The organism is Citrobacter braakii, from assembly GCF_009648935.1.
Lineage (GTDB): Bacteria > Pseudomonadota > Gammaproteobacteria > Enterobacterales > Enterobacteriaceae > Citrobacter > Citrobacter braakii.
In genome coordinates this window covers 3895938-3921094 of record NZ_CP045771.1, presented here as the reverse complement: position 1 = coordinate 3921094, position 25157 = coordinate 3895938, and the positions used below count along the sequence as shown (strand labels likewise).

Here is a 25157-nt window from a genome sequence, read left to right as displayed (position 1 = left end):
GTCAGGAGGGTCTATGTTACTGGCAGGCGCTATTTTTGTCCTGACCATTGTCTTGGTTATCTGGCAACCGAAAGGATTAGGGATCGGCTGGAGTGCAATGCTGGGCGCGGGCCTGGCTTTGATTTCTGGCGTTGTGCATATAGGCGATATTCCGGTGGTGTGGAATATCGTCTGGAACGCGACAGCGACCTTTATTGCGGTGATTATCATCAGCCTGCTGCTCGATGAATCAGGCTTTTTCGAATGGGCGGCATTGCATGTTTCACGCTGGGGTAACGGTCGTGGCCGTTTGCTCTTTTCCTATATCGTCCTGCTCGGAGCAGCGGTGGCGGCACTGTTTGCCAACGATGGTGCGGCACTTATTTTGACACCAATCGTTATTGCTATGCTGCTGGCATTAGGATTCAGCAAAGGTACCACGCTGGCATTCGTCATGGCAGCCGGGTTTATTGCCGATACTGCCAGCCTGCCGCTTATCGTGTCGAACCTGGTGAATATTGTTTCGGCGGACTTCTTTGGTCTGGGATTCACCGAATATGCATCGGTGATGGTACCGGTCGATATCGCCGCCATTATTGCCACACTAATTATGCTGCATCTGTTTTTCCGCAAGGACATCCCGCCAACTTACGATCTGGCCCTCCTAAAGAAACCAGCAGAAGCAATAAAAGATCCGGCTACATTCCGCACTGGTTGGATAGTTCTGATTCTCCTGCTTGTTGGTTTCTTCGTCCTCGAGCCGCTCGGTATTCCCGTTAGTGCGATTGCAGCGGTTGGGGCGATAATTCTGTTTGCAGTGGCGAAACGAGGCCATGCCATTAACACTGGTAAAGTGCTACATGGTGCACCCTGGCAGATCGTCATCTTCTCATTGGGGATGTACCTGGTGGTTTACGGTCTGCGCAACGCAGGGCTAACCGAATATCTTTCAGGTGTTCTGAACGTGCTGGCTGATAAAGGACTCTGGGCCGCGACGCTGGGTACTGGCTTCCTGACGGCTTTCCTGTCTTCCATCATGAACAACATGCCTACCGTGCTGGTTGGCGCTCTTTCTATTGATGGCAGTACCGCAACCGGCGTCATCAAAGAGGCGATGATTTATGCCAACGTGATTGGCTGCGATCTGGGGCCGAAAATCACACCTATTGGTAGCCTAGCAACGCTGCTCTGGCTACATGTACTTTCACAGAAGAATATGACCATCACGTGGGGATACTATTTCCGCACCGGGATTATCATGACTCTGCCTGTGCTGTTTGTAACGCTGGCAGCGCTGGCGCTACGTCTCTCTTTCACTTTGTAATGAGATACTGATATGAGCAACATCACCATTTATCACAATCCAGCCTGCGGCACGTCGCGTAACACGCTTGAGATGATCCGCAACAGCGGTAATGAGCCGACCGTGATTCTTTACCTCGAAACTCCACCTTCACGTGATGAGCTGGTCAAACTCATTGCTGATATGGGTATTTCCGTCCGGGCTTTGCTGCGTAAGAACGTCGAGCCGTATGAGGAACTGGGTCTTGCAGAAGATAAATTTACTGACGATCAATTAATAGATTTTATGTTGCAACATCCGATCCTGATTAACCGTCCGATTGTGGTGACTCCACTAGGTACTAAACTATGTCGTCCTTCCGAGGTGGTTCTGGATATCCTTCCAGATGCTCAGAAAGCAGCTTTCGCCAAGGAAGACGGTGAAAAAGTCGTTGATGATTCAGGTAAAAGACTGAAATAGCCTACAAAAGAGCCGCCTATAATTGGGTGGCTCCTTTATCAAATGAAAACAATGGAATGCTTCAATTTAATTCTTTAGGCTGTTGATGCAACATTCTTCGCGTAGAAAATCAATAATCGACTCTAACTTGTCATATTGAGAAACGCAGATTAAGGAGCGGCTTTCGCGATTTTGTTTAACCAGTCCTACAGAAACTAGAGCGGAGATATGATGGCTCAGTGTTGAAGCAGGAATCGCAAGTTGTTTTTGTAGATCGCCTACAGGTAAACCTTGCTCACCGGCTTTAACAAGGTGTTTGAATATAAACAAACGTGTCGGATGGCCTAGCTCTTTCATAGCTTTGGCGACTTCTTCTAGCTGCATGGTGCCTTCCTCAATTCAGTAATATTTCGATAATACCAGAAATATGTTGCTCTTACACATACAATTCGAATATTCTAGAAATATAGTTTATTGGAGGTTTTATGAATAGCTTGATTTCTATGTTTACTAGCGCAGCAGAGATGTTCCTGTTTCTGGCTGTCGAGTTATCAGTCCTTTTTTTTCTGATAAGTGCAGGTGTTAGCCTTATCAGACAAAAGATACCCGACCATAAGATTCAAAAAATGTTAGGTGCGAAAAAGGGGAAAGGGTACATTCTTGCATCGTTGTTAGGAGCTGTAACACCGTTTTGCAGTTGCTCTACAATTCCCATGTTACGCGGGCTCTTATCAGCAAAAGCAGGCTTTGGTCCAACACTTACATTCTTGTTTGTTTCGCCTCTGCTTAACCCGATAATCATTGGTCTGATGTGGGTTACTTTTGGTTGGAAAGTGACTCTGCTATACGCTGTTATAGCAGCTACAGTTTCCGTACTGGCAAGTATTTTGTTAGATGTGCTTGGTTTTGACAGGCATATTGCCGAAACATCCAAATCCTTGGCTAATTGTTGTGGTGTTAGCAGGAGAAAAATTTGTGAAACCAAACTACAGAGTGCTCCAGCATGCTGTTCTGTATCAAATCAACAGGACGTAGAGGCTAATAGTTGTTCTAAACCGCAAAAAATATTTAAGAGTTTCTCAGCATTTCGGGGCATAAGTAGTGAATTGACCTGCGAAAAAGATCAAACAAATAAACAAAACTTCTCGAAAAGTGTAGTAAGAGATCCTAGTGTGATACGTCTGGCATTTCAGGACGCATGGATTCAATTTAAAGATGTATTACCTTATCTAATGTTAGGTATTGTTATTGGATCGTTTATCTACGGTTTTATCCCTGCTGAGTGGATTGCTACTCATGCTGGGAAAAATAATCCATTTGCCATTCCATTAAGTGCAGTTATTGGAATACCTCTTTATATACGGGCTGAGGCAGTAATTCCGTTGGCATCAGTCTTGATGGATAAAGGCATGGGGACGGGAGCAGTAATGGCCCTGATTATTGGTAGCGCAGGAGCTAGCCTGACGGAAGTAATACTGCTTAAATCAATGTTCAAAACACCCTTGATTGCTGCATTCCTGACCGTTATTTTGGGGATGGCAATTATTATGGGCTACCTAACACAGTTGTTATTTTAATTGGGTATGTTAGACAGAACCAGTGAAGATTGCAGGGGGCGAGCATATGAACGTTGTGAAATCAACCCTAATCAAAAATGTTATCCAAATTTAAGGACGTTGATAGCTCCGTACTTGCAATGGTGTTAAAACAACAAGTCCTTATAGGAATGAACCCGCTTCGGCGGGTTTTTTTCATCAAATCTATAGGCTAAGGTTAACAATTTGTGCTCTTAAGTCATTGATCATTTCAAAGTATCGGTGTACTGTATAAACATACAGTATGTGCAGTGAGGGCTAATATGATAGTTGAACTAACCATTGATAGTACTAAAGATCTTCCAAAGGGAGCTGTTCCGGCACTGGAGAAAGAATTGCTTAAAAGGTTGGGCAACCACTATGAGAACTGCAGCCTGAGCATACGACGTGCAGGCTCCGATGGTTTAAGTGTGTTTGGGGGTGACAAGGAAGATAAAAAGAAAATAGAGACTATTCTCCAGGAAACCTGGGAAAGTGCTGACGACTGGTTTTATTAATTATTTTGGGTGTTACTTTGATCCCGTTTGCATGGGGGAGTTTAAGTGAAAGAAAAATCAGAATTGCCCAAAAAAGGCTACGCAGTCATAAGATGTCACGATGGAGTTATCGTTGCCAGGCTGCAATCATTTCCTGAGTGTGAGCGCGCCCTGATGTACCGTCGCGGTAGCATGGTGTCTTTCATGCCTCTTCAGGATAATGAAATTATTGGTACACCTACGTTGTTTACTCAGATGCTGGAAAGGGCTGGTTATCGGGTTACCCAAAAATCTGTTACACTCCCGTCATAGGCCTGAACAACCTATACCTGCTGCGCCACAGGAGAAAAGCCCATGGCGCAAGATCAATTCAAGCAATCCCACATACTGACGTTAACTAACGCCAGCGATTTTCTTTTTGCCGCATCCAGAGGTGCGTTATGAAGAAAAGCTGGTTTCAACATACTCAACTCACCACTGAGCAGGCTGATGAACTGGAAGCCCGCTATCGCGCAAAGCAGATTAAGACAGAGCGTAGTCTGGATAATGACTTCATTCACTGGACGATCAGCGCGTTCTTGCCAGAAGTATCTAAGCCTCCGCGTCAGGCCAGAACCTGGCAACAACGAATCTGGAGGTGAATGTGAAAACCTACGATATCACCCCAATGGGCAAGCCCAGAATGACGCGCGCTGACAAATGGAAAAAGCGCCCCGAGGTTCTGCGTTACCGGGCTTTCTGTGATGAAGTTCGTCTGCAGTGTGTTGAGCTGGCGGAAAGCGGTTCGCATGTCACCTTCATTCTTCCGATGCCAGCGAGCTGGAGCAAAAAGAAACGGGCTGAGTTCAACGGTAAACCACACCAGGCTAAACCTGATTTCGACAACATGATGAAAGCCCTGATGGATGCCATTTACGAAGATGACGCTCATATCTGGGATTCACGCGTAACTAAATTATGGGGAGAGAAGGGACAAATAATTATCGGGGAGATAGCAGAATGAGGGCGCTGCTGAAGCCGGTGGTTGCGCGTGAGCTTGGAATTGTGCTGCTCAAGCCGGGCAGCGAGCTGATGTCATTATTCAGTTGTGAACGTGTGCTGGTGGAAAGCCAGCCTGCAGGCATGGAAAGGTTGCCTGCAGGCCGTGTTCCTGACGTTCGCCAGCCGCTGGCCAGTGACGTCTCCCTGAGGCCGTTCTTCCTGGATGAAAAAGTTATTAAGGCTGCTGGCGGTTTGAGTGGCCTTGATTACTGGCTTATGCGTTATGGCGGTCATTGCTGTCAGTGGCCACACAGCGATTACCATTATCACGAGTTAACCATCCTGCATCATGAACCCGGATCGGTTCTTCTGTGTGGGCATTGTGATAACCATCTGCGTGACCACTACAGCGAGCAACTTGCAGAGCTGGCGAGACGTAATGTTATTAACTGGATTATCAACAGCGTCATGGTGGCGCTGAATCAGGATCCGTCCAGAGAACTGTCGCTGGCGGAGCTTTGCTGGTGGGCAGTACGTATGGGGGTTACCGACGCAATTCCCGAATCAGTAGCCAGACGGGCGCTTCGTATTCCTTCAGAAGAGCATCAGTCAGTCATGCGTGAATGCGATATCGAACCGGGTGTGTCCTCCACCAGCATCATTACAGCCAAAGCCAGCACGTTAACCGTATACATGCCATCAGCGCAGGTACCTGCGCTCAAGCCTGTAGTTGGTGTTCTGGTCGATCCAGAGTCCCCGCAAACCTATATGAAACGTCCAAAGCGGATCCGCTGGACGGCCCCCGGGTATCTGGAATGGATTAAAACACAGCCCTGCGAATGCTGCGGCAAACCATCAGATGACCCACACCATTTAATCGGCTGGGGGCAGGGAGGGATGGCTACTAAAGCGCATGATATTTTCGCGATCCCTTTGTGTCGTCAGTGCCATACAGAACTACATAACGACCCGGTGAAGTTTGAGCAAAAACATGTTCCTCAGCCGGTAATGATAATCAGAGTGCTGGACCGGGCTTATGGGCTTGGCGTTCTGGCGTAAGGAGAAGAACAGGATGACACCACGTCAACGCCGCAATCATCTGGAAGCGCTGGGTAAAGCGGCTTCTGCTCCACGCAAAAGCTGGCTGGGTAAATGTATTCTCCTTACAGGGATCCAGTCCGGATGGATTAAATCCCTGCTCACTATATGGGGCGAGGGTGTGGGAGGGAAAACTGCACCCCGTTTGCCGCGAAGTCATGCATGCTGGAATGTTATTAAAGGACGGAATTGGTCAGATAAGGCGTTAGAGCGATTCACTGTTGCGTTAAATCAGGCGAGAGAAGAGGGATTCCGTGGACAGCAGGCAATGAACAGGGCACATAGCATTCTCTGGCCGCAGTCATCCGCTAGTGTGATTGATGAAGCCCTGCATAATGATGATGTCGATTTTGTTGAGCAATGCGTACTGCAGGCGCTGGATATTAATGATCCGGTTTATGTGGTCGGTCTTCAGTATTACACCACCCGAAAAAAAATCTCAGACATAACCCGGGAGTTGCAGGCGATTGCGCCATGGTTAACTGATGGGGAGGCGAGAAAGCGCGTGCGCTGGTGCCTAGAAATATTCAGAGCAAAGGTCTTTTTGGAAGCACGCAAACTGTTATCTGAATAGACTCACTGAAATCATTTTTTAGCTATTGATGCTATTTTTTGATAATGGTGTTGAAAACGGGCCAGAAAATCAGATAATTCATTCATGCTTGGCAGAGCTGCGCCACTATGGCAGCGACAAAAAGCGAACAATTTGAACATAACGAGAACTCCGCCACCGCGGGGTTTTTGGTTTCCGGCGATACGACAGGGGTATTCGCGAGGTGCATAGCACCAGTACCCCTGTCATATCGTCGATCTGAAATCGTTAACTCGAAAACAAGTTCTCGCAATCCTTTTTCGTTTCTAACTCAGAGGAAAAATGATAGGGGGTCACTGCTAAACGTAGACATCAATATTTTTAGTATTATTCCCTGCAGCGTTCGAACCTGATTTGTCACTTACTGAAGGTAATGCTACCGATGCCATTTGGTTTTTTTCTGCTTCTTGTTTTTGTAATTGAGCAATTTTGGCGTATATAGACTCGATTTGCCTTTGAATCATCTCCATCTGCTCTTTAAGCAGTTTTGCCTCCTCCTCGGAGGTTACTTCATTTATTTTTGAACCCATGGCGCTGAGTTCTTTTGTCAACTCACCAATTTGTTTTTTAAGGTTTTGAATTTGTTGTGAAACAGAGTTTCCAGTACTTGAAGGTGCTTGTTTTACTGTGCTTTGCAGTATGTCCTGACCCAAAGTGCTAACTGTCATGCTCATGGTGGTTCCTCTGGCCTTACATTTATTACCCATTATCGTCATCTTTCGAAATTACTTTATTAGCAAATGTTGAGTTGTGGTTTCCTGCACCACAGCATTCTTTGTTCCGCTCTATACTATCTGCTGAGTATCTCGGAGGAATTTATGAAAGAAGGGCATTACTGGATTCAGCATGTTGGTGTTGTTCAGGTAGCGTATTACACGAATGACACTGTTGATGATCTGGAAACGGGTAAAACAATCACAGGTGTGTGGCATTTGACCAGGGGCGATGATATTTGCCATAACGGAGAGGCAGAGGTGCTTGAAGGTCCTCTCACTCCACCAATGTAATAATCACGCACACATCTGGGCTGCCGATAGCTACCAGTTATATTTAGTGCTTGCGAAACGTAGTCCGTGAAACGTGATTCTTTAGAAATCAAAGTGATATTTGTTTGCAAGCTTCTCTTTTCGGATCTAGAGTTATCGAGCATTTAGTAAAAGCTCTCGTTTTGAAGTAGTTACGATGAATCCCCCTAAGCGGAGGGGTGAAATTGACAGTAAACAATGTCAGGGAGTGATATGCAAAGTGCTCACGGATCATGGTTTGTCAGCCAAAGGTCCACCGGGAGGCACCCGGCATCGTGTTAACACTTCAGTAGTGCAAAATGCTTCTTTTTTGGCCCACTCAATAGAATGGGCCTTTTTCTTTACGATCAAATAATGCGCTAGCACATGAACGTCAGTTAAGCGCGAGCTTTCTTATCGAACTACCAGTACAGGGCAAGAGGCGTGTCGAACAACTGCAGCTGCATTCGACCCTAAGAGGTAGGTTGTAATATCTGGACGATGTGAGGCAATAATGATTAAGTCAGCATCGATCGCTTTAGCAAGATTAAGTATTTGATCTTTAGGTGCCCCGGACACAGCATGTGTTTGTATTTTCTCCGCAGGTATTTTGAATTGCTTTACGATCTCATCCAGTTTTAATAGCGCTGCGTGCTGAAAGTCTTTTAATTTTGGCATTTCGGCTGAATATGCCAGTCCCAATGATGAGTAGTAAGGTAGTGTAGGTACCACCGTTAAAAAATGTACCCTTGCAGTATTCAATACAGAATGAGCCTGCACATAGGGGATAACCTGCCGTGTTAAGTCAGTTTCAGAAATATCAATTGGTACTAAAATAGAGTTGTACATTTTAGCCCTCCTGTTCGTTTTTTGTTCGCCCACAAGTTTAGTATCCGGGACATAAAAAAATGTGTCCTGGCGGGCAGAACTTGCGAATTGGCACCTTCATACTATTTGTGCATTCATATCTAATGAATCCGGGGGACATATTGTTTAAGAATCAAAATTGCTTGAAGCCCCACTAACGTCCAGAGCTGTAAACAACCGAACTTATTTCGAGGCTGCCGCATGGCGGCCTTTATCATTTCAGGCTCACGGGAATCATCCGCTACGTGCTTTGTTGATAAATCCGGCCCGTGAAGCCTGACCCTTTCATCACACTCTGCGCCATCCGAAAAATCGGAGGTGAGGCTATGACCAGAATGAGCACCATTTACAGCAGACTTTCATATGGAACAGGTACCACGCTGACCGGCTGCGGTGTATCAGCGAAGGCATATGCCGAAACAGCAAAAACAGCAAAAGAGGTGTCCTGGATGTTGGCCGACAGAATTGCAGGGTTAAGCCTGAGCGACTGGGCAATTATTGTCGGTATCGCATGCACTGTTATCACTTGTGCAGTGAACTGGTATTACAGGAAAAAGGAAAGGGAGGACCGGCTTAATGGCAATGTCACCAAAGCTGAAGAATAAACTAAGCGCAGCGATCGTTGGTTTGATTCTTGCCGGGGCTTCCGCCCCCGTGATTCTCGATCAGTTTCTGGATGAGAAAGAGGGTAACAGCAGAACAGCGTACAAGGACGGCTCTGGTATATGGACCATTTGCCGTGGCGCCACGATGGTTGATGGTAAGCCAGTAGTTCAGGGCATGAAGCTGTCTTCTGAGAAATGCGCCCAGGTAAACGCCATTGAACGCGACAAAGCGCTGGCGTGGGTTGAGCGAAATATCAAGGTACCACTGACCGAACCGCAGAAAGCCGGGATCGCGTCTTTCTGCCCATATAACATCGGCCCCGGAAAATGTTTCCCATCGACGTTCTATAAGCGAATAAATGCTGGCGACCGTGAAGGCGCCTGTGAAGCGATCCGCTGGTGGATTAAAGACGGTGGCCGCGACTGTCGTCTTACCAAAGGCCAGAAAAATGGGTGCTATGGGCAGGTAGAACGACGGGACCAGGAAAGCGCGTTGACGTGCTGGGGGATATATCAGTGACAAAGAAAATACACGCTTTTCTGATCGTTGTAAGCGCCGGGATTATAGTCTTTCTATGTATCTTTCTTTCATTCAGCCGGGCAGATCTTGCTGTATCAGAAAGCGATAACCGAATCCTTCGAAATGATAACGCGCTACAGGGGCAGGTTATCGCCACTCAGGCTTTCAACTTTAACCGGTTTAAGCAGGTTGCTGATAATACCAACCGCCTGAACTCCCTGATTGATGCCGGTTCCGAAAAAACAGTCATTGAATACCGGGAGATACTCCGTCGTGAAAAAACCTGTGATTTTCCTGTTCCTGCTGATATCGCTGACGGGCTGCTCGACCACGCGTACCGTTTACGTGCCAGCGCAATGTACCCCGATCCCCGGCACCCTGACGCAGCCGGTGGTGACACCATTACCGCCAGCTCTCTGACATACTGCCAGGCTGTTCTCTGGATCGGGCCGCTGTTGGCCACCATTGAGAAGGGGAACAACCAACTGAGTGGAATCAGAAAAATTGAGTCGGAACGCAAGTAACTAGGAAAAATTATGGAGTTAAAGGCCAGAGAAGTTAAGGTTGTATATCATTTTAAATGAATATGAATACGATAAATGTAAGTTGGACTGAATGGTTTTCAGCCCATGAATCATGTAATGGTATGCATCTCGATAATCAAATTGTTTTTTATAGACATATTTGTAGTAAGTGTGGGTTTGAAGGGTGTCTTAATAAAACACCCTTTTCTGTCGAATGTTTACAAACGATGATTTTTATTCTATTGAAGGAAGTTACGAGCCCTAAGAAAGTTTTGAGCAATCAGGTCGCCAATTGGATTTAAAACATATGAATTAAAGTCATTTATGGTCGATACGCCAAATGCTTCTAGAGTTAACTTTAAGGCAGGAAATGTTTCAAAGAACATCTCATCGCTCTCAAAGCCGGCGATTCCAGTCCTTTTTCCAAGTAGGTCTTGATAGTTTGTGATGTAGTGCTTGTCTGTGAAGATAACGCCTTTCAAGCTGAGGAGATCAACGTTTATTTTTCTCAAAGACTCTACTTTATCTAAAAATTTAATGTAATCAATATCATAACGCGCATAGTATTCTTTGTGGGCTGAATGGTTTTGCTTTAAGGTAAAGCCAATTAATCCAAAGTGAGTTTCATTTTTTTCAGCGAGAGTTGTAATGTTAATACCGTTTCGTATCTTATATATGTTTCTGAGGTAATATATTAGAGAGAGGAATTTAATGTCGTTTGTTGTTAATTTAGATGTCGCTTCAAGAGCGTGATCTATAATTATGCTATCCTCTTCTTCTTCAGTTTGAATTTTCGAAACGATTAGCTCTTTAAGTAACTCCGATTTCTCATCAAATCCTTTTCGAGCCACTTGAATTACAGCTTGGTTCATTGAATATTGAATGTCAGGGTCGGATAATTTCTCTTTTAATTTATCATCAAGATCACTAGAAAGCTTAGCTGCAATCTGATTACCAAATTCTGTCGCTCGTTGGTTTACAAGTTTATAAGCATCCTCTTTTAAAGAAGCCATTTGTGCTCGAATTACTAATTCACAGATAGTAACTACTTCAGTAGTAGTATTACCAATGATAGCATCACCGGTTACTTGGATTGCAGTAGAACCATCTCCGACATGTTGACCCGACTTATTATCGAAAAGACTCATTTTTTGTCCTTTTCATTAATGGTTAAGTTACCACCGACTTGCATTCCAGAAGAGTTATTCCCAATCACCTGGCTTATAGAGGATGACTTCTTCTTCTCACTTATTAAGTTGGCTACAGCAGTTAGAAAAGCCCCGAAGCTGACTAAGAAAGCCAGTAGAGAAGCCAGTCCATGATGCTGGTATGCCTGGTATCCGAATCCGCATGTTGCAATGAACGCAATTAGACAGATTAACTTTCTCACGCGTCATATTCCTCTATAGGTTAAATGGCACCAAAAGCAACGCAGGATATGCTTTGCCCTGAGCACATCATTGATTCATCTTACTAATATCTATTAATTAAAAGATAAAAACTAGCGGGTTTATGGCAAAACCGGACTGGGCAGCGCTGCAACACCAGTCTCTCGCCGACCATGCCAAAACGAGTATATCACCGAAGGAGTGGTGCGAAGCAGGGAGACTGATTAACACATCTGCACGTTTAGCTGAAGAGTGGACTGACCTGATACAGGCAGATAATCCTGTTCTAAGCATTATTTAGCATAATAGATATTCATTCTCATTTAATGAGTCCTATTATGCGATCCAACCTGTTACGGGGCGGCGACCGTACTGATTATCGCTATTTATGAATATTCTCCGCTAGTTGCCGTTTCCGTTTTTCTCTCCGAGTACAACACAATTTATATCCAACAAACAGGACGAAGCCGATGCCAGCACGCGCTAAACGCCCATGCCGACACAAAGGGTGTGCCGCAATTACCAACGACGTCAGCGGATATTGTGACCAACACCGACAGCAGCATGCTGGTGACGGCTGGCGGAATTATCAGTCAGGAAAGAGCAGGCAAGAACGTGGATATGGGCGACTCTGGGAAATTAAACGAGCGCGTATCCTTCAGCGTGATAAATACCTGTGTCAGAACCATCGCAGACAGAAGATAGCGAAGAAAGCGACAAGCGTTGACCACATCATCCCAAAAGCTCATGGCGGTACTGATGACGATTCCAACCTTGAGTCGTTGTGCTGGGAATGCCACAGAGCAAAGACGGCAAGAGAGCGTATCCGATGAGTTATACCCATTGCACATACTGTGGTTCACAACTCCATACAAGAGCCAACTGCCCAAAGACATGGGGTGGTTCATCCCGCCGCGCCAACCTGCGCTGCGGCTATTGTGGGCAGTCAGGGCATAACTCTAATGCCTGTCCGCACAATGCGAGCAGCGGTCGTCGGCGCAGCCTGAATGATGACTTCCATCTTGATTGATGCCTACACAGGCTAGGGGGTAGGGGGGGAAAATCCCTGCCCCCTTTCGCGCTTCAGGACTGCCGCCTGAAGGCTATTTTTGCACGTCATAAATAAGGATCTTTTTTCCGGTAGGTTTCACCTATTAAAAGAGGAGTTATGGCTGGTGGAATTCGATCGTCTGGAGGGGGGAGAAAACCCATCTTACCCGCCGGACAAAAAAGTAAATTAACCCGAATTGCACCTCCTGCAGAGTTAATGGGGGAGGCTGCTATAAGAATGTGGAAGATCCAGAGCAAAATCCTGATCGAAAGAGGCGTATTTGAACTTGAAGATGCCCCCTTACTTTTAGCCTACTGCAATGCCTTCCATCTTATGCTTGAAGCTGAAAAATTACTGGCATCAGGGCTGACAACTGAAAGTGAAATGGGAGGATTAAAAAAACACCCTGCAGTTAACGTCCGAAATGATTCAGTTTCCCAGATTGCCCGTCTGGGCTCACTTCTGGGGTTAGATCCGCTCAGCCGTATCAGAATGACCAGTGGCAGAAATGCTCCTGACGATGACGGGAATGAATTTGATGAGTTTGACTGATGGCTACATATCCGAACGTCAATGCAGCGAACCAGTATGCAAGAGATGTTGTTGGCGGGAAGATCCTTGCTTGTCAGTTAACTGTGCTTGCCTGTCAACGACACCTTGATGATTTGGAACGTGCGAAGGATCCTGCCTGGCCTTACCGGTTTGATAAAAACAAGGCCGAGCGATTTTTGCGCTTTGCTCAGAAGATGCCTCATACGGCCGGTGAATGGGCCAGGAAGAAACTACGAATAGAATTTGAGCCCTGGCAAAAGTTTGCTCTTGGTGTGCCATTTGGTTGGGTTAATAAGAAGTCCGGATTCCGCCGTTTTTCTGAAATATATATTGAGGTTCCAAGGAAAAATGGGAAGTCCGCAATTGCAGCTGCCGTTGGTAATTATATGTTTTGCGCTGATGGGGAACATGGTGCAGAAGTGTACTGTGGCGCCACTACAGAAAAACAGGCCTGGAAAGTCTTCTCTCCCGCTCTACAAATGGTAAAAAAACTCCCTGCATTGCGACAAAAATACTCAGTCAAACCCTGGGCGAAGAAAATGACCCGTCCGGATGGCTCTGTTTTTGCGCCAGTCATCGGCGATCCTGGTGACGGCGATTCCCCTTCATGTGCAATTATTGATGAATACCACGAGCACCAAACAGATGCTCTTTATACGACTATGACAACAGGAATGGGGGCAAGGGAACAACCTATCACTCTGATTATTACAACTGCGGGTTATGACATTACTTCTCCGTGTTATGAGAAACGTGCGCAGGTGGTGGAAATTCTACGCCGGAATCGGGTGGGGGAAGAAAATGAAACGATTTTCGGTATTATTTACGGTCTTGATGATGATGACGACTGGACAAAACCTGAAGCATTAATCAAAGCAAATCCAAACTTTGGCATTTCCGTAAAAGAACACTTCCTGCGCGCAAAACAATTGCTTGGAATATCTAACCCCAGCCAGACGAACAAAATTCTTACCAAGCATTTTAACCGGTGGGTAAGTGCCAAGTCGGTTTTCTATGATCTGCAAAAATGGATGGCTGCTGCGGACAATAGTCTCAAGTTGTCTGATTTCGCCGATGAAGATTGCTGGCTGGGGATAGACCTTGCGTCCAAGGTTGACCTGAATGCGGTCGTACCAGTATTCAGACGGGAAGTGGATGGTATTACGCATTTCTACTGTGTCAGTCCGATGTTCTGGGTGCCTGAAGATACGGTTTACTCACCAGATCCCACATTGAAAACCACTTCTGACCGATATCAGTCATTTGTTAAACAAGAGGTCCTGATACCGACAGAAGGTGCGGAAGTGGACTATCGACTTATTTTAGAGTCAATCCTTCAATTACGTCAGCGCGTCAAAATAGTTCAGTGTCCTATTGATCCTTACGGTGCAACATCATTACGACACATGCTTGAAGAGGAGGGGCTGGAGCCAGTTGAGATCAGGCAAAACTTCACCAATATGAGTGACCCAATGCGTGAAATCGAGGCCGCGCTGGCATCAGGACGTTTTCATCATGACGGTAACCCTATCATGAACTGGTGCATCCAGAATGTCATCGGGCGTTATTTACCTGGAAGCGATGATATCGTCCGCCCCGGCAAGGAGGGCAAGCAAAATAAAATTGATGGTGCTGTAGGATTACTTATGGGGATCGGACGGGCCATGCTGAACAGTACAGTAAGTAAATCGGCTTATGATGAGGAAGATATTACATGTTAATCACAGTCCTGAGTTTTATTATCGGCCTCGTTGGTGTCGGCTTATTGTCGACTGGCGCCTGGCTTATTTCACCCTCCGTCGGATTTATTACCGGCGGCTTAATTTGCATGCTGTGGTCATTTTTAATTGCGAGATCCATATCTACAGGATTTCACAAACCAGGGGGTGAGTAATGTTTATCCCCCAGATGTTTCGGGGTAAATCGCGATCAGGTGGTGGATTCTGGGAAGCCATGCTGGGAGGGGTGAGTTCGAGTCAGAGTAAGGCTGGGATAATCATAACTCCTGAAACTGCGATGGCATTATCAGCTGTTCGGGCATGTGTAACTCTTCTGGCTGAATCTGTGGCACAACTGCCGTGTGAGCTTTACAGACGAGGTGCTAACGGAGCCCGTGAGCGAGCTACTGACCATCCCGTTTATGATCTTGTTCATTCCCAGCCTAATAAAAAGGACACCTCTTTCGAGTATTTTGAGCAACAACAGGGCTTATTAGGGCTGGAGGGCAATTGTTACTCGATTATTGACAGGGATGGGAAAGGTTTCCCAAGGGAATTAATTCCGGTTAATCCCCAAAAAGTCATCGTCCTGAAAGGGCCTGACGGGATGCCCTATTATGAACTCCCCGAAATTGGCGAAACGTTGCCAATGCGCATGATGCATCATGTGAAAGTATTTTCGCTCGATGGTTATATCGGCAGTTCTCCAATCCAGACAAATGCTGATGTACTTGGGTTAAACCTGGCTGTGGAAGAACATGCTGCTCAGGTTTTTCGTCGAGGTACGACGATGAGTGGTGTTATTGAGCGTCCAAAAGAAGCCGCGACAATAAAAAACCAGGATGCAATAGACAGACTGCTGGCAAAGTGGACGGACAGGTATTCCGGCGTCAGGAATGCATTCTCTGTTGCATTGCTTCAGGAAGGGATGAGCTACAAACAGCTATCTCAGGATAATGAGAAAGCGCAGCTGTTACAGTCCCGTCAATGGGGCGTGGAGGAAGTGTGCCGGCTCTATAAAATCCCACCTCATATGGTGCAGATGCTGGAGAAAGCCACGAATAACAACATAGAGCACCAGGCGCTGCAGTTTGTGATGTACACGCTGTTGGCCTGGCTGAAGCGTCATGAAGGCGCATTAATGCGGGACCTGCTGTTACCCAGCGAGCGCGGTAGTCTGTACATTGAATTCAATGTATCCGGCCTGCTGCGCGGGGATCAGAAGTCACGCTATGAATCTTATGCGCTGGGCCGCCAGTGGGGCTGGTTATCGGTTAATGACATTCGCCGCATGGAGAACCTTCCTCCCATCGCCGGAGGGGACAAATACCTGACGCCTCTGAATATGGTTGACAGTAAACAAATCTTACCTGGCAATAACGAGCCAACAGCTAAACTACTGGCAGATATCAACTCTATTCTGTCCAGAAACTGAATATCACCCGCAGTGCGGGCTGACCTGGTAAACATCATGACAAAAAATTTAATTAATCTGCCGCATCTGGCGGCTATGGTCTTTGGTGTTCCACATTACGTGACACGACAGACAATGGATTCTGTAAAAGCTGTGCTGGTTCCCCGTATTCAGGGATTATCAGAAGAGGCTGGAATTCACATGACGCAGGATCCTGATAACAATCAGGCGCCAGATTTGGTTCAACCAGCTGGTGGAATGGCAGTTATTCCTGTTCACGGCATTCTGGTTCCGCGTCGTGGGCAAATTACTGCAATGTGTTCTGAACTTACGAGCTATGAGCGCATACGTAGCCAGGTGCATGCTGCATTAAATGACGCTTCCATCAATGAAATTGTGCTGGATATAAATTCTGGTGGTGGTGCGGCGGTTGGATGCAAGGAACTGGCCGATTATATTTTTCAGTCACGTCAAACTAAGCCTATTACTGCAATTGTGAACTACAGCGCCTATTCTGCGGCTTACTTTATCGCTTCGGCCTGCAGCAAAATTGTAGTCAGCCAGACCAGTGGAGTCGGCTCTATTGGAGTGATCATGGAACACCTGGATACTTCCAGGATGGAAGAGCAAATGGGGTTAACATTCACCACGATTTTTCGGGGAGATAACAAAAATAACGGTACACAACATGAGCCGCTGAGTGAAGACGCTCGGGGAATGTTCCAGAGGATGATTGACGATATGTACGAGACGTTTATTACCTCTGTAGCGGAATACCGGAATCTTGCCCCTCAGACGGTGATTAACACGCAGGCCGGAATCTATTTTGGCGCTGATGCCATTTCTGCTGGTCTTGCCGATGAAGTTTCGGATCCTCAGTCCGCAATTAATGCCATTGCGGCAAAGTACAAACAACCTCAAAGAACCACTTCCATAAAGTTGCAGGCAGCTGCGATGGACCTGCAAACAAGAATGTAACCCGGCGTTAACGCGTCATTACCAGAAAGCAGCCTGTTGGCTGCTTTTTTTATGCCAAAAAGAGAGAAAACTATGCCACAGATTGAAGAATTACGTCGTCAGCGTGCGGGTATTAATGAACAGGTACAGGCCCTGGCCACGATTGAAACTACCGGTGGAACGCTGACAGCCGAGCAGTTAACCGAATTTGCCAGCCTGCAGCAGCAGTTCACGGATATCAGCGCCAAAATGGATCGTCTGGAAGCGGCTGAACGTGCTGCAGCGCTTGTTGCCAAACCGGTTAAAGGTACACAGCAGGCTCCAGGTATCAGCGTTAAGGCAGAGCCAAAGCAATATACCGGCGCAGGCATGACCCGTCTGGTAATGTCGATTGCGGCAGCACAGGGTAACGTCCAGGACGCTGCGAAATTTGCAGCTGAAGAACTGAATGACCAGTCAGTCTCAATGGCCATCAATACTGCCGCCGCGTCAGGTGGCGTTCTTATTCCGCAAAACCTGCACAGCGAGGTGATCGAACTGCTGCGTGATCGCACCATCGTTCGTAAGCTGGGCGCGCGATCCATCCCGCTGCCTAACGGAAATATGGCGCTTCCGCGTCTGGCCGGTGGTGCGACGGCGAGCTACACCGGGGAAGGCAAGGATGCGAAAGTATCAGAAGCCCGCTTTGATGATGTAAAACTCACCGCGAAAACCATGATTGCGATGGTGCCAATCTCCAACCAGCTGATTGGTCGTGCCGGCTACAACGTGGAGCAGTTGGTCCTGCAGGATATTCTGACTGCGATTTCGACCCGTGAAGATAAAGCCTTTATGCGCGATGACGGTACCGGTGATACGCCTGTCGGTATGAAAGCGCGGGCAACCGAATGGAACCGCATGCTGCCGTGGGAAGCCGCTGTTGATATCAATCTGAATACGATTGATGCGTATCTTGACAGCATCATCCTGATGGCTATGGACGGGAATAGCAACATGATCAACTGCGGCTGGGGCATGTCGAACCGTACTTACATGAAACTGTTCGGGCTGCGCGACGGTAACGGTAACAAGGTCTACCCGGAAATGGCCCTGGGGATCCTGAAGGGATTTCCGATTCAGCGTACCAGCGCTATCCCGGCAAACCTCGGTGACGGCGGCAAGGAGTCAGAAATTTACTTCGCTGACTTTAATGACGTGGTAATCGGTGAAGACGGCAACATGAAGGTGTCCTTCTCGCAGGAAGCCTCCTACCAGGACGGGGACGGCAATCTGGTTTCCGCGTTCTCCCGTAACCAGTCGTTGATCCGCGTGGTGACTGAACACGATATCGGCTTCCGTCATCCGGAAGGTCTTGTACTCGGGACAAAAGTGCTGTTTTAACCGGTCCTGCACGCTGTGCGACCACGGTCGCACAGAGTAAAAGCACGTAACTTCCTAAGCCCGCAGCAGCGGGTTTTTTCTTTTCAGGAGCAAAACGATGGCTACGAAAACGGAAAAAGCAGCGGCAAAAGCAACGGCTGCGGCTGCAGCCGGTGATGTGAACAAGCCGGATGAACTGACGCCGGAAAATACAGTGAACGGGGATGACGGTCAGAATATTGCCGCTGGTTCAGGTGATGCCGGTGTTGATCTGGCCGGAAGTGAAACAAACGGGGCCACGGGCCTGACGGGAGCAGAAGTGGTGCGGAAAGCGGTTTTTTTCCTGGGACCCTATCATCGTTATTCGCGCGGCGATACGGCCTGTTTTGATGCTGAGTATGCAGAGAAACTGGTTGAACGCCATATTGCGGTATGGCCAGAAGATGCGGAAAAGGCGCTGAGTCCCCGCAAGGGAGCCGATGACCATGATACTGACATTGGATGACGTGAAAACCCAGCTCCGTCTGGAGCCGGATTTCACGGAGCATGACGGCATGCTCACTAAAATGGTGGCGGCTGCGCAGAAGAGTATTGAACGTGACTACTACTGCAAACTGGTGGGAAGCGACGACGAACTGCAGGCGCTGCCGGAAGGTGTACGCGGTTTTGTGGCGGATGAAGATATCCAGCTGGCCATGCAGTATCTGGTCGGGGATGCGTATCTGAATGGTTTCACCGGTCAGTGGCTGGAGACGGCTGCGGTCCGGCATCTTCTTTTCCCGTTGCAGGAGAACACCGTATGAGCCTGAAGCCGGAAGAGATGACCTGCCGTCTTTCGATTGGGTATATGCAATCCGGTCGGGGACCGCTGGGTGAACAGCTGCCGGAGCAGCTGGTCACGACCGGGAAAGCCTGGGCGAAGCGCGAGCTGGTCTCGGGCAGAAAGATCCGCACACTGGATCAACAACAGGTTGTTGAAACGTGTCTTTTTACCACTCATCCGAACCTGAATATTGATATCGACTGGAAAATAACGACGTCTGACCGGGTTTATACCGTTCGTAACGTCGAACGTCTTGCGGACCGCATCATCATCACAGGGGAGGCAGACGCACGTCATGATCGAGCTGGCATTAAAGGCAGCACTTGAACGCCTGACCGGGCTGGATGTTTACCCTCTGCTCCTGCCTGATGAGCTGCAGGAGGGAATTACTTACCAGTGTATCTCCGATCCGGAGCTGTACGCCGGACTGTTGCGCACAGGCTTGATTGCGGGTCGCTTCCAGATAGCGATTTATCTGCTTAATGACTACACCCGCCTGTTACAGCTGGATAAGAAAATCAGCGCGGAATGGACCGCTATCGTGCATGGCCAGTTGGAGGGCTTTCCCGTGCAGAATGTGGTCCGGGGTGGAATACAGCAGAGTAAATCGGTACTGACCAGCGGCAATATTCAGTACCGGCTCGTCCGGGATTTCACCTTTCACTACCGGGATGCCTCACCATGATCACTATGGACGTAAAAGGGTTGGACGAGCTGGAGCGGCAGCTTATCGCACTCGGTGAAAAGGTCGGCACGAAGGTGTTACGTGACGCGGGGCGTGAGGCGCTGAAAGTGGTTGAAGACGACATGAAACAACATGCCGGCTTCGACGATGCATCCTCTGCAGAGCATATGCGTGATTCCATCAAAATTCGCTCATCCACGCGGAAAGGTCGCGGAAATACGGTGGTCACCCTTCGGGTTGGCCCCAGCAAGAAGCATTACATGAAAGCGCTGGCCCAGGAGTTCGGTACGGTGAAACAGGTTGCCGATCCATTCATCCGTCCGGCACTGGATTACAACGTCCGGCAGGTTCTGCGCATTCTGACCGTTGAAATCCGCAATGGTATTCAGAACAGGTAGCAACCGCTGCCCACTATTTAAGAGAGAATCATTATGGCTGATGAAAATAACACGCCAAAATCATCCCCTGAGTACGCAATGCTTCCTGCCGGGACGGTGGTGAAGTTCGGCGAGGTGGGGGCCGCTGTGGCGGCGCTCAAACCCCTGATTAACTGTAAGGCACTGGGCGCGACAGGTCAGACGGGAGGATTTGTCGACTGTACCACCCTGCTGGACAAGAGTAAGCAGTCGGTGTCAGACCTGCCGGAAGGGCCGGAGAAATCGCTGGGATTCATTGACGACCCGGAAAACGAAGATTTCACCGCGTTCCTCAATGCTGCAGAACAGCGTAAGACCGTTCAGTTTTATATTGAGCTGCCGAACAAAAGAACGGCTTCAATGATCCTTGCGCTTTCAGGCTGGCAGATGAACGAAATCACAGCGCCTGCCAGTGAAGTTATCCAGATTACGGTGCAGGGTAAGCAAAACAACATTAAATGGGGGATCGCCGCGCCGGCACCAGATGCCGGAGCGTAATCTGTTTCCCGATATACACCGCCTCCGGGCGGTTTTTTTTCGTCTGAAAAACAGGATACACCATGTCTGAATTTAGCCTCTCCGCACTGAAAAATGCACTGCTCAAAACGAAATCCACGCCTACTGAAACTGAAATTTTAGGCACAAAGGTTTACCTGCGTCGGCTGACGGCGGCTGAGCTTATTGATCATGAAGATGCACTCATCGAGGCGCAGACCTCTGGCAATGCCCGCCTGGCGTCTGAGCTGAGCGTACAGATTGTTATCGACAGCCTGGTTCAGCCTGACGGCTCGCCGATTAATGCCAAAGACAAACCCACGGCGAAGGAGCTGCTGGCGGCACACGATAACGTTGTGCTTCTGGATGCCATCGACAAAGTGAAAAAGCACGCCATTGGTAAGCTGGAAACCGCCGAAAAAAACTGAGTGACTCGCCCTGGCTGGAGCTGATTTTCTGGCTGGCCGACCGCTGGGGCGAGCCTGACCCGTCAAAAATTGCGGCGCTTCCGGCTGACACGCTTTTCCACTGGCGAGCTTTCTTCCTCAAACAGGGCATTTTCAAAAAGCCTTGCCGGGAAGAGCCTGACAGTAATCCGCCCCCTGTTAAATCCCCCACCGCCGCCGTGAATCCGAGTCTGGATGCGCAGTGTGCGGCAGTTATGAAGGTATTAATGTAATGGGTGACGTTGCCTCTCTTGCCGTTGGGCTGCATCTGAATGCAGCGAACTTTAAATCGCAGCTGATGAGCGCCTACGGCAGCGCTGAGAGTCAGTCACGCCAGTTTAACCGCAATGCCCAGGCTGATGCGAAAAAGACGGAGGATGCCTATAAGCGTGTTTCTGCTTCGGTATCAGGGCTGGCTGGCAGGCTGGCAGGTTTTGCCGCGGCGGGTTTATCGCTGGGCACCATTATTAACACTACGCGGCAGTACAGCCAGTCCCTGTCGGATTTGCAGGCCATCACCGGTGCCACCAGTGCGCAGATGAAACTGTACGATCAGGCAGCGCAGGAAATGGGCCGCACAACGGAATACAGCGCATCGCAGGCTGCCGAGGCCATTAAGCTGATGGCTTCGGCAAAGCCTGAACTGCTGAGTACCTCTGCGGGGCTGACGGCGGCGACCAAAAGCGCGTTAACGCTGGCCCAGGCGGCAGGGACCACGCTTCCGGATGCAACCCGAACGCTGGCGCTATCGTTAAACCAGTTTGGGGCGGGAGCCAGTGAAGCCGACCGGTATATCAATGTGCTGGCTGCCGGCGCGAAATTTGGTTCGTCGGAGATAGCCGATACTGCTGCTGCTATTAAAAATGGCGGGGTGGCAGCGGCACAGGCTGGCGTAGGTTTTGAAACCCTCAATGCCGCCATACAGGTACTGGCGGAGCGTGAGGTTAAAGGCGGCGAGGCCGGAACCGCGCTGCGTAACGTGATCCTGAATCTGGAGAAGGGAACCGATAAAACCCTGAAGCCTTCTGTTGTCGGGCTGAGTCAGGCACTGGAGAACCTGGCCGGGAAAAACCTGTCAACAAAGCAGGCCGTGAAGCTGTTCGGGGTGGAAAACCTCAGCGCGGTATCCATCCTGGTGCAGAACCGCGAGAAGGTGGAGTCGCTGACCGCCGCCCTGACCGGTACACAGACCGCACATGAGCAGGCCGAAATCAGGGTAAATAACCTCAACGGCGATCTTCTCAGCCTGACTTCGGCTTTTGAAGGTCTGATTATTAAGGTGGGACAGAGCGGAAACGGCCCGCTGCGCAGTGGTGTTCAGACCGTTACCGATGCCATTAATGGCCTGACGGATAATTTTAATACGGTCGCCAACGTTGCGCTGTATACGCTGATTCCTGTTCTGGCGACAAAACTGACGGCAGGTATCAGGGGCAACATCGGTGCCTGGGTGGAGCAGCAGCAGGCAGTCAGGGCCAGCGCGATGGCGCAGGCCGATATGGCGCGAAAAACGCTGGAAAGTACCGCCGCCACGCTGGCACAGAATAACGCAGAATTCGGGCGTTATCGGGAAATGGAGAAAAGTGCCAGACAATTTGGCCTTAACGTCAGTTATCAGAGTGAGTTTAACCGCTTAATCCGGCAGGAAACCGAGCAGACACTGCTCTCCACCCAGGCAAAGAGCCAGCTGAATGCTGCCAATAAACAGCTTTCCGTTTCAGCCCGCGCAGCCTCTGCAGCAGTAGGTATGGCCAGAGGGGCGCTGGCACTTGTTGGCGGTCCGGTGGGGGCGGCGATGCTGGCAGGTTCGGCGTTGCTCTATTTCCATAATCAGGCGAAGAATGCCCGTCAGTCAGCGATTGACCTGAAAAATGCTGTCGTTGAAACGAATGAAGAACTAAAAAAACTGTCGCTTAACCAGCTCAACGTGAAACAGCTGGATATTGATGAACAGTTTGAGAATCAGGTTATTCAGCGAAATAAACTGATTAAGGAAATTCAGGATGCGGACAGCCGTATCGATGGATTGAGCGGCTTCGACCCGTTCGGACAGCTTAAAGGCGTAAAGAACGATAAAACCCGCTACAAAGGGGATCTGGATGCCGTTGAACAAGGGTTAAAACTCCTCAAGGAACGGCAAAAAATTGTCAAAGAGGCCATAGAGCAGGCTAAATCAGGGAAAACCGATCCCTCGCCGAAGCCGGATAAACCAGGGAATGAAACAGGGAGCGATAAACCCGATACCCCCTGGACCGGGGAAGGCGGGGATACAGGGAAGGGGCAAAAGGCGAAGGTTAACCAGTATGAGCAACTGCGGCGTGAAATCGAAGCGGCGCATGCCTCAAGTCTCGGACGAATCAACCTGCAGGAGCAGGAAAGCGCCAGAAAACTCCTTGAAGCCGCCCGCGCTGACGGGGCCAGCGAGGCTGATATTCAGAAGACGTTGCTACTGAATGCTGAAAATTATCAGAAACAGCGCCTCGAACTGGCAGAACAGTATGCGCCGGCCAGAGCCTCTCTGACGAAAGAGCGCGAAGCGAGCCAGGAGCTGAAGTCGCTCCTGGATGCCCGTCTTCTGGATGAAAAGGAATACCAGACGGCCAGAATCACGCTGGCACAAAGTACAGCCCGCGAACTGTTACAGGCACAGGCAGCGGCAATGTCTGCCCCTCAGATTGATATCGCCGGCACGGTTGATCCGCTGGCAGAACTGCGCAATCAACTGGCCGAGCGTCAGTCTTTGCTGCAGGCTTTTTATCAGAACGATGTTATCAATAAAGAACAGTACGAACTGCTGAAGCAAAAGGCTGACAAGGATTCCGCTGATGCGCAGTACCAGACGGCGGTGGAGCTTTATAAGTCCCAGGGAAACCTGAACAGCCTCGCCATTGGCCTGATGGAAACCACCCAGGAGCGAACCTCCAACATGCTGACCGGGATGCTGAACGGTACACAGACACTCCGGGACGGGATGATTGGGTTATTTTCCTCCCTGACACAGTCGGTGATTAAAAACCTTGTCGATATGGCAGCGCAGGCGCTGATTACTAACACCATTCTGAAATCCATTATGGGTATTGGCGGCAGTCTTTTGGGTGGTGCAGCCACCGCGAGTACCGGCACGGCCATCAGCAGTTTTGGCAGCAGTTTTAGTTTTAATGCGAAGGGCGGTGTTTATGACTCACCTTCATTAAGTGCCTACAGTAACGGCATCTATGACAGCCCGACCCTGTTTGCTTTTGCAAAGGGGGCAGGTGTGTTTGGTGAAGCTGGTCCGGAAGCCATTATGCCCCTTGCTAAAACGCCTGACGGTACGCTGGGCGTCAGGGCGCTGGGTGACCCGGGTTCCTCTGGTGGTGGTATGAATGGGGGGATTGCTTATTCACCTGTGTATCACATTGCCATCCAGAATGACGGACAAAACGGGGAGATAGGGCCGCAGGCATCGCAGATGCTGGTCAAAATGATCGATACGCGCGTCATGAGCATCCTGAGAACTCAGGGCCGCGATGGCGGCATGCTGGCGGGAGGATAAGTGAAAACCTTTCATTGGGCACCCAGGGAGGGGATGCCGTCTTCTGTTTCCTCTTCAGTGACAACCATAAAATTTGGGGATGGCTATGAGCAACGTCGCCCGACCGGACTCAACCATCAGTTAATTAACTTCCAGCCTGTTTTCCGTATAACGTCGGACAATTCCCGCACCGCACTTGAAGCGTTTCTGGTCGAGCACGGGGGATATAAAGCCTTTCTGTGGCGACCGCCAAAATACAACCGCACGATTAAAGTTGTCTGCCGGGAATGGTCTGTTACGGACAACGTCACGTATTCTGATTTCAGCTGTAAATTTGAGCAGGTTATTGCTTAAGGA

31 protein-coding genes and 1 pseudogene are annotated in these 25157 nt (G+C 48.9%); 28 read left to right on the top strand and 4 right to left on the bottom strand.

Annotation, left to right across the window (positions count from 1 at the left end):
• Positions 1–13: 13 nt before the first annotated feature.
• Together arsB and arsC are read left to right on the top strand one after the other, a co-directional pair.
• Positions 14–1303, top strand: coding sequence for an arsenite efflux transporter membrane subunit ArsB (gene arsB, locus GFC06_RS18530; protein WP_153690502.1), 1290 nt, complete (start codon positions 14–16; stop codon positions 1301–1303).
• Positions 1304–1315: 12 nt separating this feature from the next.
• A complete protein-coding gene (gene arsC, locus GFC06_RS18525) occupies positions 1316–1741 on the top strand; it encodes a glutaredoxin-dependent arsenate reductase (protein ID WP_088583139.1) in 426 nt (141 codons plus the stop codon).
• Between the two features lie 66 nt (positions 1742–1807).
• On the opposite strand, the gene GFC06_RS18520 is transcribed toward arsC, so the two are convergent.
• On the bottom strand, positions 1808–2104 hold the full coding sequence (locus tag GFC06_RS18520) for an ArsR/SmtB family transcription factor (protein ID WP_065554936.1): 297 nt from the start codon (positions 2102–2104) through the stop codon (positions 1808–1810).
• Between the two features lie 101 nt (positions 2105–2205).
• Between GFC06_RS18520 and GFC06_RS18515 the strand changes: the two genes are divergently transcribed.
• From GFC06_RS18515 to GFC06_RS18490, 6 genes are all read left to right on the top strand, one after another.
• On the top strand, positions 2206–3297 hold the full coding sequence (locus GFC06_RS18515; RefSeq protein WP_153690501.1) for a permease: 1092 nt from the start codon (positions 2206–2208) through the stop codon (positions 3295–3297).
• 281 nt (positions 3298–3578) lie between these two features.
• Positions 3579–3812: a DinI family protein gene (locus tag GFC06_RS18510; protein ID WP_065554934.1), complete on the top strand. Its 234-nt coding sequence runs from the start codon at positions 3579–3581 to the stop codon at positions 3810–3812.
• 419 nt (positions 3813–4231) lie between these two features.
• Positions 4232–4432 carry a hypothetical protein gene (locus tag GFC06_RS18505; RefSeq protein WP_153690500.1) on the top strand — a complete coding sequence of 67 codons (201 nt, stop codon included), beginning with the start codon at positions 4232–4234 and terminating at the stop codon, positions 4430–4432.
• A 2-nt stretch (positions 4433–4434) separates the two neighbouring features.
• Positions 4435–4794, top strand: a complete 360-nt coding sequence (locus GFC06_RS18500) for a RusA family crossover junction endodeoxyribonuclease (RefSeq protein ID WP_153690499.1) — start codon at positions 4435–4437, stop codon at positions 4792–4794.
• Entirely contained in the window at positions 4791–5831 is a 1041-nt protein-coding gene (locus GFC06_RS18495) for a DUF968 domain-containing protein (RefSeq protein ID WP_153690498.1), read from the top strand. Before GFC06_RS18500 ends, GFC06_RS18495 begins: the two co-directional genes overlap by 4 nt.
• Before the next feature lie 13 nt (positions 5832–5844).
• Positions 5845–6444, top strand: coding sequence for a hypothetical protein (locus GFC06_RS18490; protein ID WP_137366892.1), 600 nt, complete (start codon positions 5845–5847; stop codon positions 6442–6444).
• 317 nt (positions 6445–6761) lie between these two features.
• Here the strand turns inward: GFC06_RS18490 and GFC06_RS18485 are convergent, their stop codons facing one another.
• Positions 6762–7136 carry a FlxA-like family protein gene (locus GFC06_RS18485; RefSeq protein WP_170975985.1) on the bottom strand — a complete coding sequence of 125 codons (375 nt, stop codon included), beginning with the start codon at positions 7134–7136 and terminating at the stop codon, positions 6762–6764.
• A 144-nt stretch (positions 7137–7280) separates the two neighbouring features.
• Here GFC06_RS18485 and GFC06_RS18480 point away from each other — a divergent pair, with 144 nt between their 5' ends.
• Positions 7281–7469, top strand: coding sequence for a hypothetical protein (locus GFC06_RS18480; protein WP_153690497.1), 189 nt, complete (start codon positions 7281–7283; stop codon positions 7467–7469).
• Between the two features lie 411 nt (positions 7470–7880).
• Here the strand turns inward: GFC06_RS18480 and uspF are convergent, their stop codons facing one another.
• Positions 7881–8315: a universal stress protein UspF gene (uspF, locus tag GFC06_RS18475; protein WP_044711866.1), complete on the bottom strand. Its 435-nt coding sequence runs from the start codon at positions 8313–8315 to the stop codon at positions 7881–7883.
• A 344-nt stretch (positions 8316–8659) separates the two neighbouring features.
• On the opposite strand from uspF, the gene GFC06_RS18470 reads away from it, so the two are divergent.
• Genes GFC06_RS18470 through GFC06_RS18460 form a run of 3 tightly spaced genes read left to right on the top strand, consistent with a single transcriptional unit; the run spans position 8660 to position 9982 of the window.
• On the top strand, positions 8660–8938 hold the full coding sequence (locus tag GFC06_RS18470; protein ID WP_003832349.1) for a phage holin: 279 nt from the start codon (positions 8660–8662) through the stop codon (positions 8936–8938).
• Positions 8910–9458, top strand: a complete 549-nt coding sequence (locus GFC06_RS18465) for a lysozyme (RefSeq protein WP_153690496.1) — start codon at positions 8910–8912, stop codon at positions 9456–9458. Before GFC06_RS18470 ends, GFC06_RS18465 begins: the two co-directional genes overlap by 29 nt.
• A complete protein-coding gene (locus tag GFC06_RS18460; protein WP_228522531.1) occupies positions 9455–9982 on the top strand; it encodes a hypothetical protein in 528 nt (175 codons plus the stop codon). Before GFC06_RS18465 ends, GFC06_RS18460 begins: the two co-directional genes overlap by 4 nt.
• Positions 9983–10221: 239 nt before the next feature.
• Here the strand turns inward: GFC06_RS18460 and GFC06_RS18455 are convergent, their stop codons facing one another.
• Complete coding sequence (locus GFC06_RS18455) at positions 10222–11130, bottom strand: LPO_1073/Vpar_1526 family protein (RefSeq protein WP_153690495.1); 909 nt, start codon at positions 11128–11130, stop codon at positions 10222–10224.
• Between the two features lie 364 nt (positions 11131–11494).
• On the opposite strand from GFC06_RS18455, the pseudogene GFC06_RS23435 reads away from it, so the two are divergent.
• The 16 genes and pseudogenes from GFC06_RS23435 to GFC06_RS18380 form a co-directional block, all read left to right on the top strand.
• Positions 11495–11611, top strand: a pseudogene (locus GFC06_RS23435) (terminase small subunit); the annotation flags it as partial.
• A gap of 229 nt (positions 11612–11840) precedes the next feature.
• A complete protein-coding gene (locus tag GFC06_RS18450) occupies positions 11841–12203 on the top strand; it encodes an HNH endonuclease (protein ID WP_042309020.1) in 363 nt (120 codons plus the stop codon).
• Positions 12204–12538: 335 nt separating this feature from the next.
• Positions 12539–12973 (top strand): phage terminase small subunit P27 family, encoded by a 435-nt coding sequence (locus GFC06_RS18445; protein ID WP_153690494.1) that lies wholly within the window; start codon positions 12539–12541, stop codon positions 12971–12973.
• Entirely contained in the window at positions 12973–14694 is a 1722-nt protein-coding gene (locus GFC06_RS18440) for a terminase large subunit (RefSeq protein ID WP_153690493.1), read from the top strand. The genes GFC06_RS18445 and GFC06_RS18440 overlap by 1 nt, the downstream gene beginning before the upstream one ends.
• Positions 14695–14866: 172 nt before the next feature.
• Positions 14867–16126 (top strand): phage portal protein, encoded by a 1260-nt coding sequence (locus tag GFC06_RS18435; protein WP_153690492.1) that lies wholly within the window; start codon positions 14867–14869, stop codon positions 16124–16126.
• 36 nt (positions 16127–16162) lie between these two features.
• Complete coding sequence (locus GFC06_RS18430; RefSeq protein ID WP_153690491.1) at positions 16163–17083, top strand: S49 family peptidase; 921 nt, start codon at positions 16163–16165, stop codon at positions 17081–17083.
• Positions 17084–17155: 72 nt separating this feature from the next.
• Positions 17156–18442: a phage major capsid protein gene (locus tag GFC06_RS18425; RefSeq protein WP_153690490.1), complete on the top strand. Its 1287-nt coding sequence runs from the start codon at positions 17156–17158 to the stop codon at positions 18440–18442.
• A 97-nt stretch (positions 18443–18539) separates the two neighbouring features.
• Complete coding sequence (locus tag GFC06_RS18420; RefSeq protein WP_101699945.1) at positions 18540–18926, top strand: hypothetical protein; 387 nt, start codon at positions 18540–18542, stop codon at positions 18924–18926.
• Entirely contained in the window at positions 18907–19224 is a 318-nt protein-coding gene (locus GFC06_RS18415; RefSeq protein ID WP_032950890.1) for a head-tail connector protein, read from the top strand. Before GFC06_RS18420 ends, GFC06_RS18415 begins: the two co-directional genes overlap by 20 nt.
• Positions 19221–19571, top strand: a complete 351-nt coding sequence (locus GFC06_RS18410; protein WP_016152737.1) for a phage head closure protein — start codon at positions 19221–19223, stop codon at positions 19569–19571. Before GFC06_RS18415 ends, GFC06_RS18410 begins: the two co-directional genes overlap by 4 nt.
• On the top strand, positions 19540–19929 hold the full coding sequence (locus GFC06_RS18405) for a hypothetical protein (RefSeq protein WP_016152738.1): 390 nt from the start codon (positions 19540–19542) through the stop codon (positions 19927–19929). Before GFC06_RS18410 ends, GFC06_RS18405 begins: the two co-directional genes overlap by 32 nt.
• Entirely contained in the window at positions 19926–20327 is a 402-nt protein-coding gene (locus GFC06_RS18400) for an HK97-gp10 family putative phage morphogenesis protein (RefSeq protein ID WP_101699948.1), read from the top strand. Before GFC06_RS18405 ends, GFC06_RS18400 begins: the two co-directional genes overlap by 4 nt.
• A gap of 33 nt (positions 20328–20360) precedes the next feature.
• Positions 20361–20843, top strand: coding sequence for a hypothetical protein (locus GFC06_RS18395; RefSeq protein WP_003832379.1), 483 nt, complete (start codon positions 20361–20363; stop codon positions 20841–20843).
• 62 nt (positions 20844–20905) lie between these two features.
• On the top strand, positions 20906–21268 hold the full coding sequence (locus tag GFC06_RS18390) for a phage tail protein (RefSeq protein ID WP_153690489.1): 363 nt from the start codon (positions 20906–20908) through the stop codon (positions 21266–21268).
• Positions 21269–21518: 250 nt separating this feature from the next.
• Positions 21519–24821: a phage tail tape measure protein gene (locus GFC06_RS18385; RefSeq protein ID WP_153690488.1), complete on the top strand. Its 3303-nt coding sequence runs from the start codon at positions 21519–21521 to the stop codon at positions 24819–24821.
• A complete protein-coding gene (locus GFC06_RS18380) occupies positions 24822–25154 on the top strand; it encodes a phage tail protein (RefSeq protein WP_153690487.1) in 333 nt (110 codons plus the stop codon). It begins immediately after the preceding gene.
• Positions 25155–25157 lie beyond the last annotated feature (3 nt).

What these genes read in the sequence shown, in the direction of transcription:
- arsB (WP_153690502.1), top strand. Translation starts at nt 14, where the DNA reads ATGTTACTGGCAGGCGCTATTTTTGTCCTGACCATTGTCTTGGTTATC.
- arsC (WP_088583139.1), top strand. Translation starts at nt 1,316, where the DNA reads ATGAGCAACATCACCATTTATCACAATCCAGCCTGCGGCACGTCGCGT.
- GFC06_RS18520 (WP_065554936.1), bottom strand. Translation starts at nt 2,104, where the DNA reads ATGCAGCTAGAAGAAGTCGCCAAAGCTATGAAAGAGCTAGGCCATCCG.
- GFC06_RS18515 (WP_153690501.1), top strand. Translation starts at nt 2,206, where the DNA reads ATGAATAGCTTGATTTCTATGTTTACTAGCGCAGCAGAGATGTTCCTG.
- GFC06_RS18510 (WP_065554934.1), top strand. Translation starts at nt 3,579, where the DNA reads ATGATAGTTGAACTAACCATTGATAGTACTAAAGATCTTCCAAAGGGA.
- GFC06_RS18505 (WP_153690500.1), top strand. Translation starts at nt 4,232, where the DNA reads ATGAAGAAAAGCTGGTTTCAACATACTCAACTCACCACTGAGCAGGCT.
- GFC06_RS18495 (WP_153690498.1), top strand. Translation starts at nt 4,791, where the DNA reads ATGAGGGCGCTGCTGAAGCCGGTGGTTGCGCGTGAGCTTGGAATTGTG.
- GFC06_RS18490 (WP_137366892.1), top strand. Translation starts at nt 5,845, where the DNA reads ATGACACCACGTCAACGCCGCAATCATCTGGAAGCGCTGGGTAAAGCG.
- GFC06_RS18485 (WP_170975985.1), bottom strand. Translation starts at nt 7,136, where the DNA reads ATGAGCATGACAGTTAGCACTTTGGGTCAGGACATACTGCAAAGCACA.
- GFC06_RS18480 (WP_153690497.1), top strand. Translation starts at nt 7,281, where the DNA reads ATGAAAGAAGGGCATTACTGGATTCAGCATGTTGGTGTTGTTCAGGTA.
- uspF (WP_044711866.1), bottom strand. Translation starts at nt 8,315, where the DNA reads ATGTACAACTCTATTTTAGTACCAATTGATATTTCTGAAACTGACTTA.
- GFC06_RS18470 (WP_003832349.1), top strand. Translation starts at nt 8,660, where the DNA reads ATGACCAGAATGAGCACCATTTACAGCAGACTTTCATATGGAACAGGT.
- GFC06_RS18465 (WP_153690496.1), top strand. Translation starts at nt 8,910, where the DNA reads ATGGCAATGTCACCAAAGCTGAAGAATAAACTAAGCGCAGCGATCGTT.
- GFC06_RS18455 (WP_153690495.1), bottom strand. Translation starts at nt 11,130, where the DNA reads ATGAGTCTTTTCGATAATAAGTCGGGTCAACATGTCGGAGATGGTTCT.
- GFC06_RS18450 (WP_042309020.1), top strand. Translation starts at nt 11,841, where the DNA reads ATGCCAGCACGCGCTAAACGCCCATGCCGACACAAAGGGTGTGCCGCA.
- GFC06_RS18445 (WP_153690494.1), top strand. Translation starts at nt 12,539, where the DNA reads ATGGCTGGTGGAATTCGATCGTCTGGAGGGGGGAGAAAACCCATCTTA.
- GFC06_RS18440 (WP_153690493.1), top strand. Translation starts at nt 12,973, where the DNA reads ATGGCTACATATCCGAACGTCAATGCAGCGAACCAGTATGCAAGAGAT.
- GFC06_RS18435 (WP_153690492.1), top strand. Translation starts at nt 14,867, where the DNA reads ATGTTTATCCCCCAGATGTTTCGGGGTAAATCGCGATCAGGTGGTGGA.
- GFC06_RS18430 (WP_153690491.1), top strand. Translation starts at nt 16,163, where the DNA reads ATGACAAAAAATTTAATTAATCTGCCGCATCTGGCGGCTATGGTCTTT.
- GFC06_RS18425 (WP_153690490.1), top strand. Translation starts at nt 17,156, where the DNA reads ATGCCACAGATTGAAGAATTACGTCGTCAGCGTGCGGGTATTAATGAA.
- GFC06_RS18420 (WP_101699945.1), top strand. Translation starts at nt 18,540, where the DNA reads ATGGCTACGAAAACGGAAAAAGCAGCGGCAAAAGCAACGGCTGCGGCT.
- GFC06_RS18415 (WP_032950890.1), top strand. Translation starts at nt 18,907, where the DNA reads ATGATACTGACATTGGATGACGTGAAAACCCAGCTCCGTCTGGAGCCG.
- GFC06_RS18410 (WP_016152737.1), top strand. Translation starts at nt 19,221, where the DNA reads ATGAGCCTGAAGCCGGAAGAGATGACCTGCCGTCTTTCGATTGGGTAT.
- GFC06_RS18405 (WP_016152738.1), top strand. Translation starts at nt 19,540, where the DNA reads ATGATCGAGCTGGCATTAAAGGCAGCACTTGAACGCCTGACCGGGCTG.
- GFC06_RS18400 (WP_101699948.1), top strand. Translation starts at nt 19,926, where the DNA reads ATGATCACTATGGACGTAAAAGGGTTGGACGAGCTGGAGCGGCAGCTT.
- GFC06_RS18395 (WP_003832379.1), top strand. Translation starts at nt 20,361, where the DNA reads ATGGCTGATGAAAATAACACGCCAAAATCATCCCCTGAGTACGCAATG.
- GFC06_RS18390 (WP_153690489.1), top strand. Translation starts at nt 20,906, where the DNA reads ATGTCTGAATTTAGCCTCTCCGCACTGAAAAATGCACTGCTCAAAACG.
- GFC06_RS18385 (WP_153690488.1), top strand. Translation starts at nt 21,519, where the DNA reads ATGGGTGACGTTGCCTCTCTTGCCGTTGGGCTGCATCTGAATGCAGCG.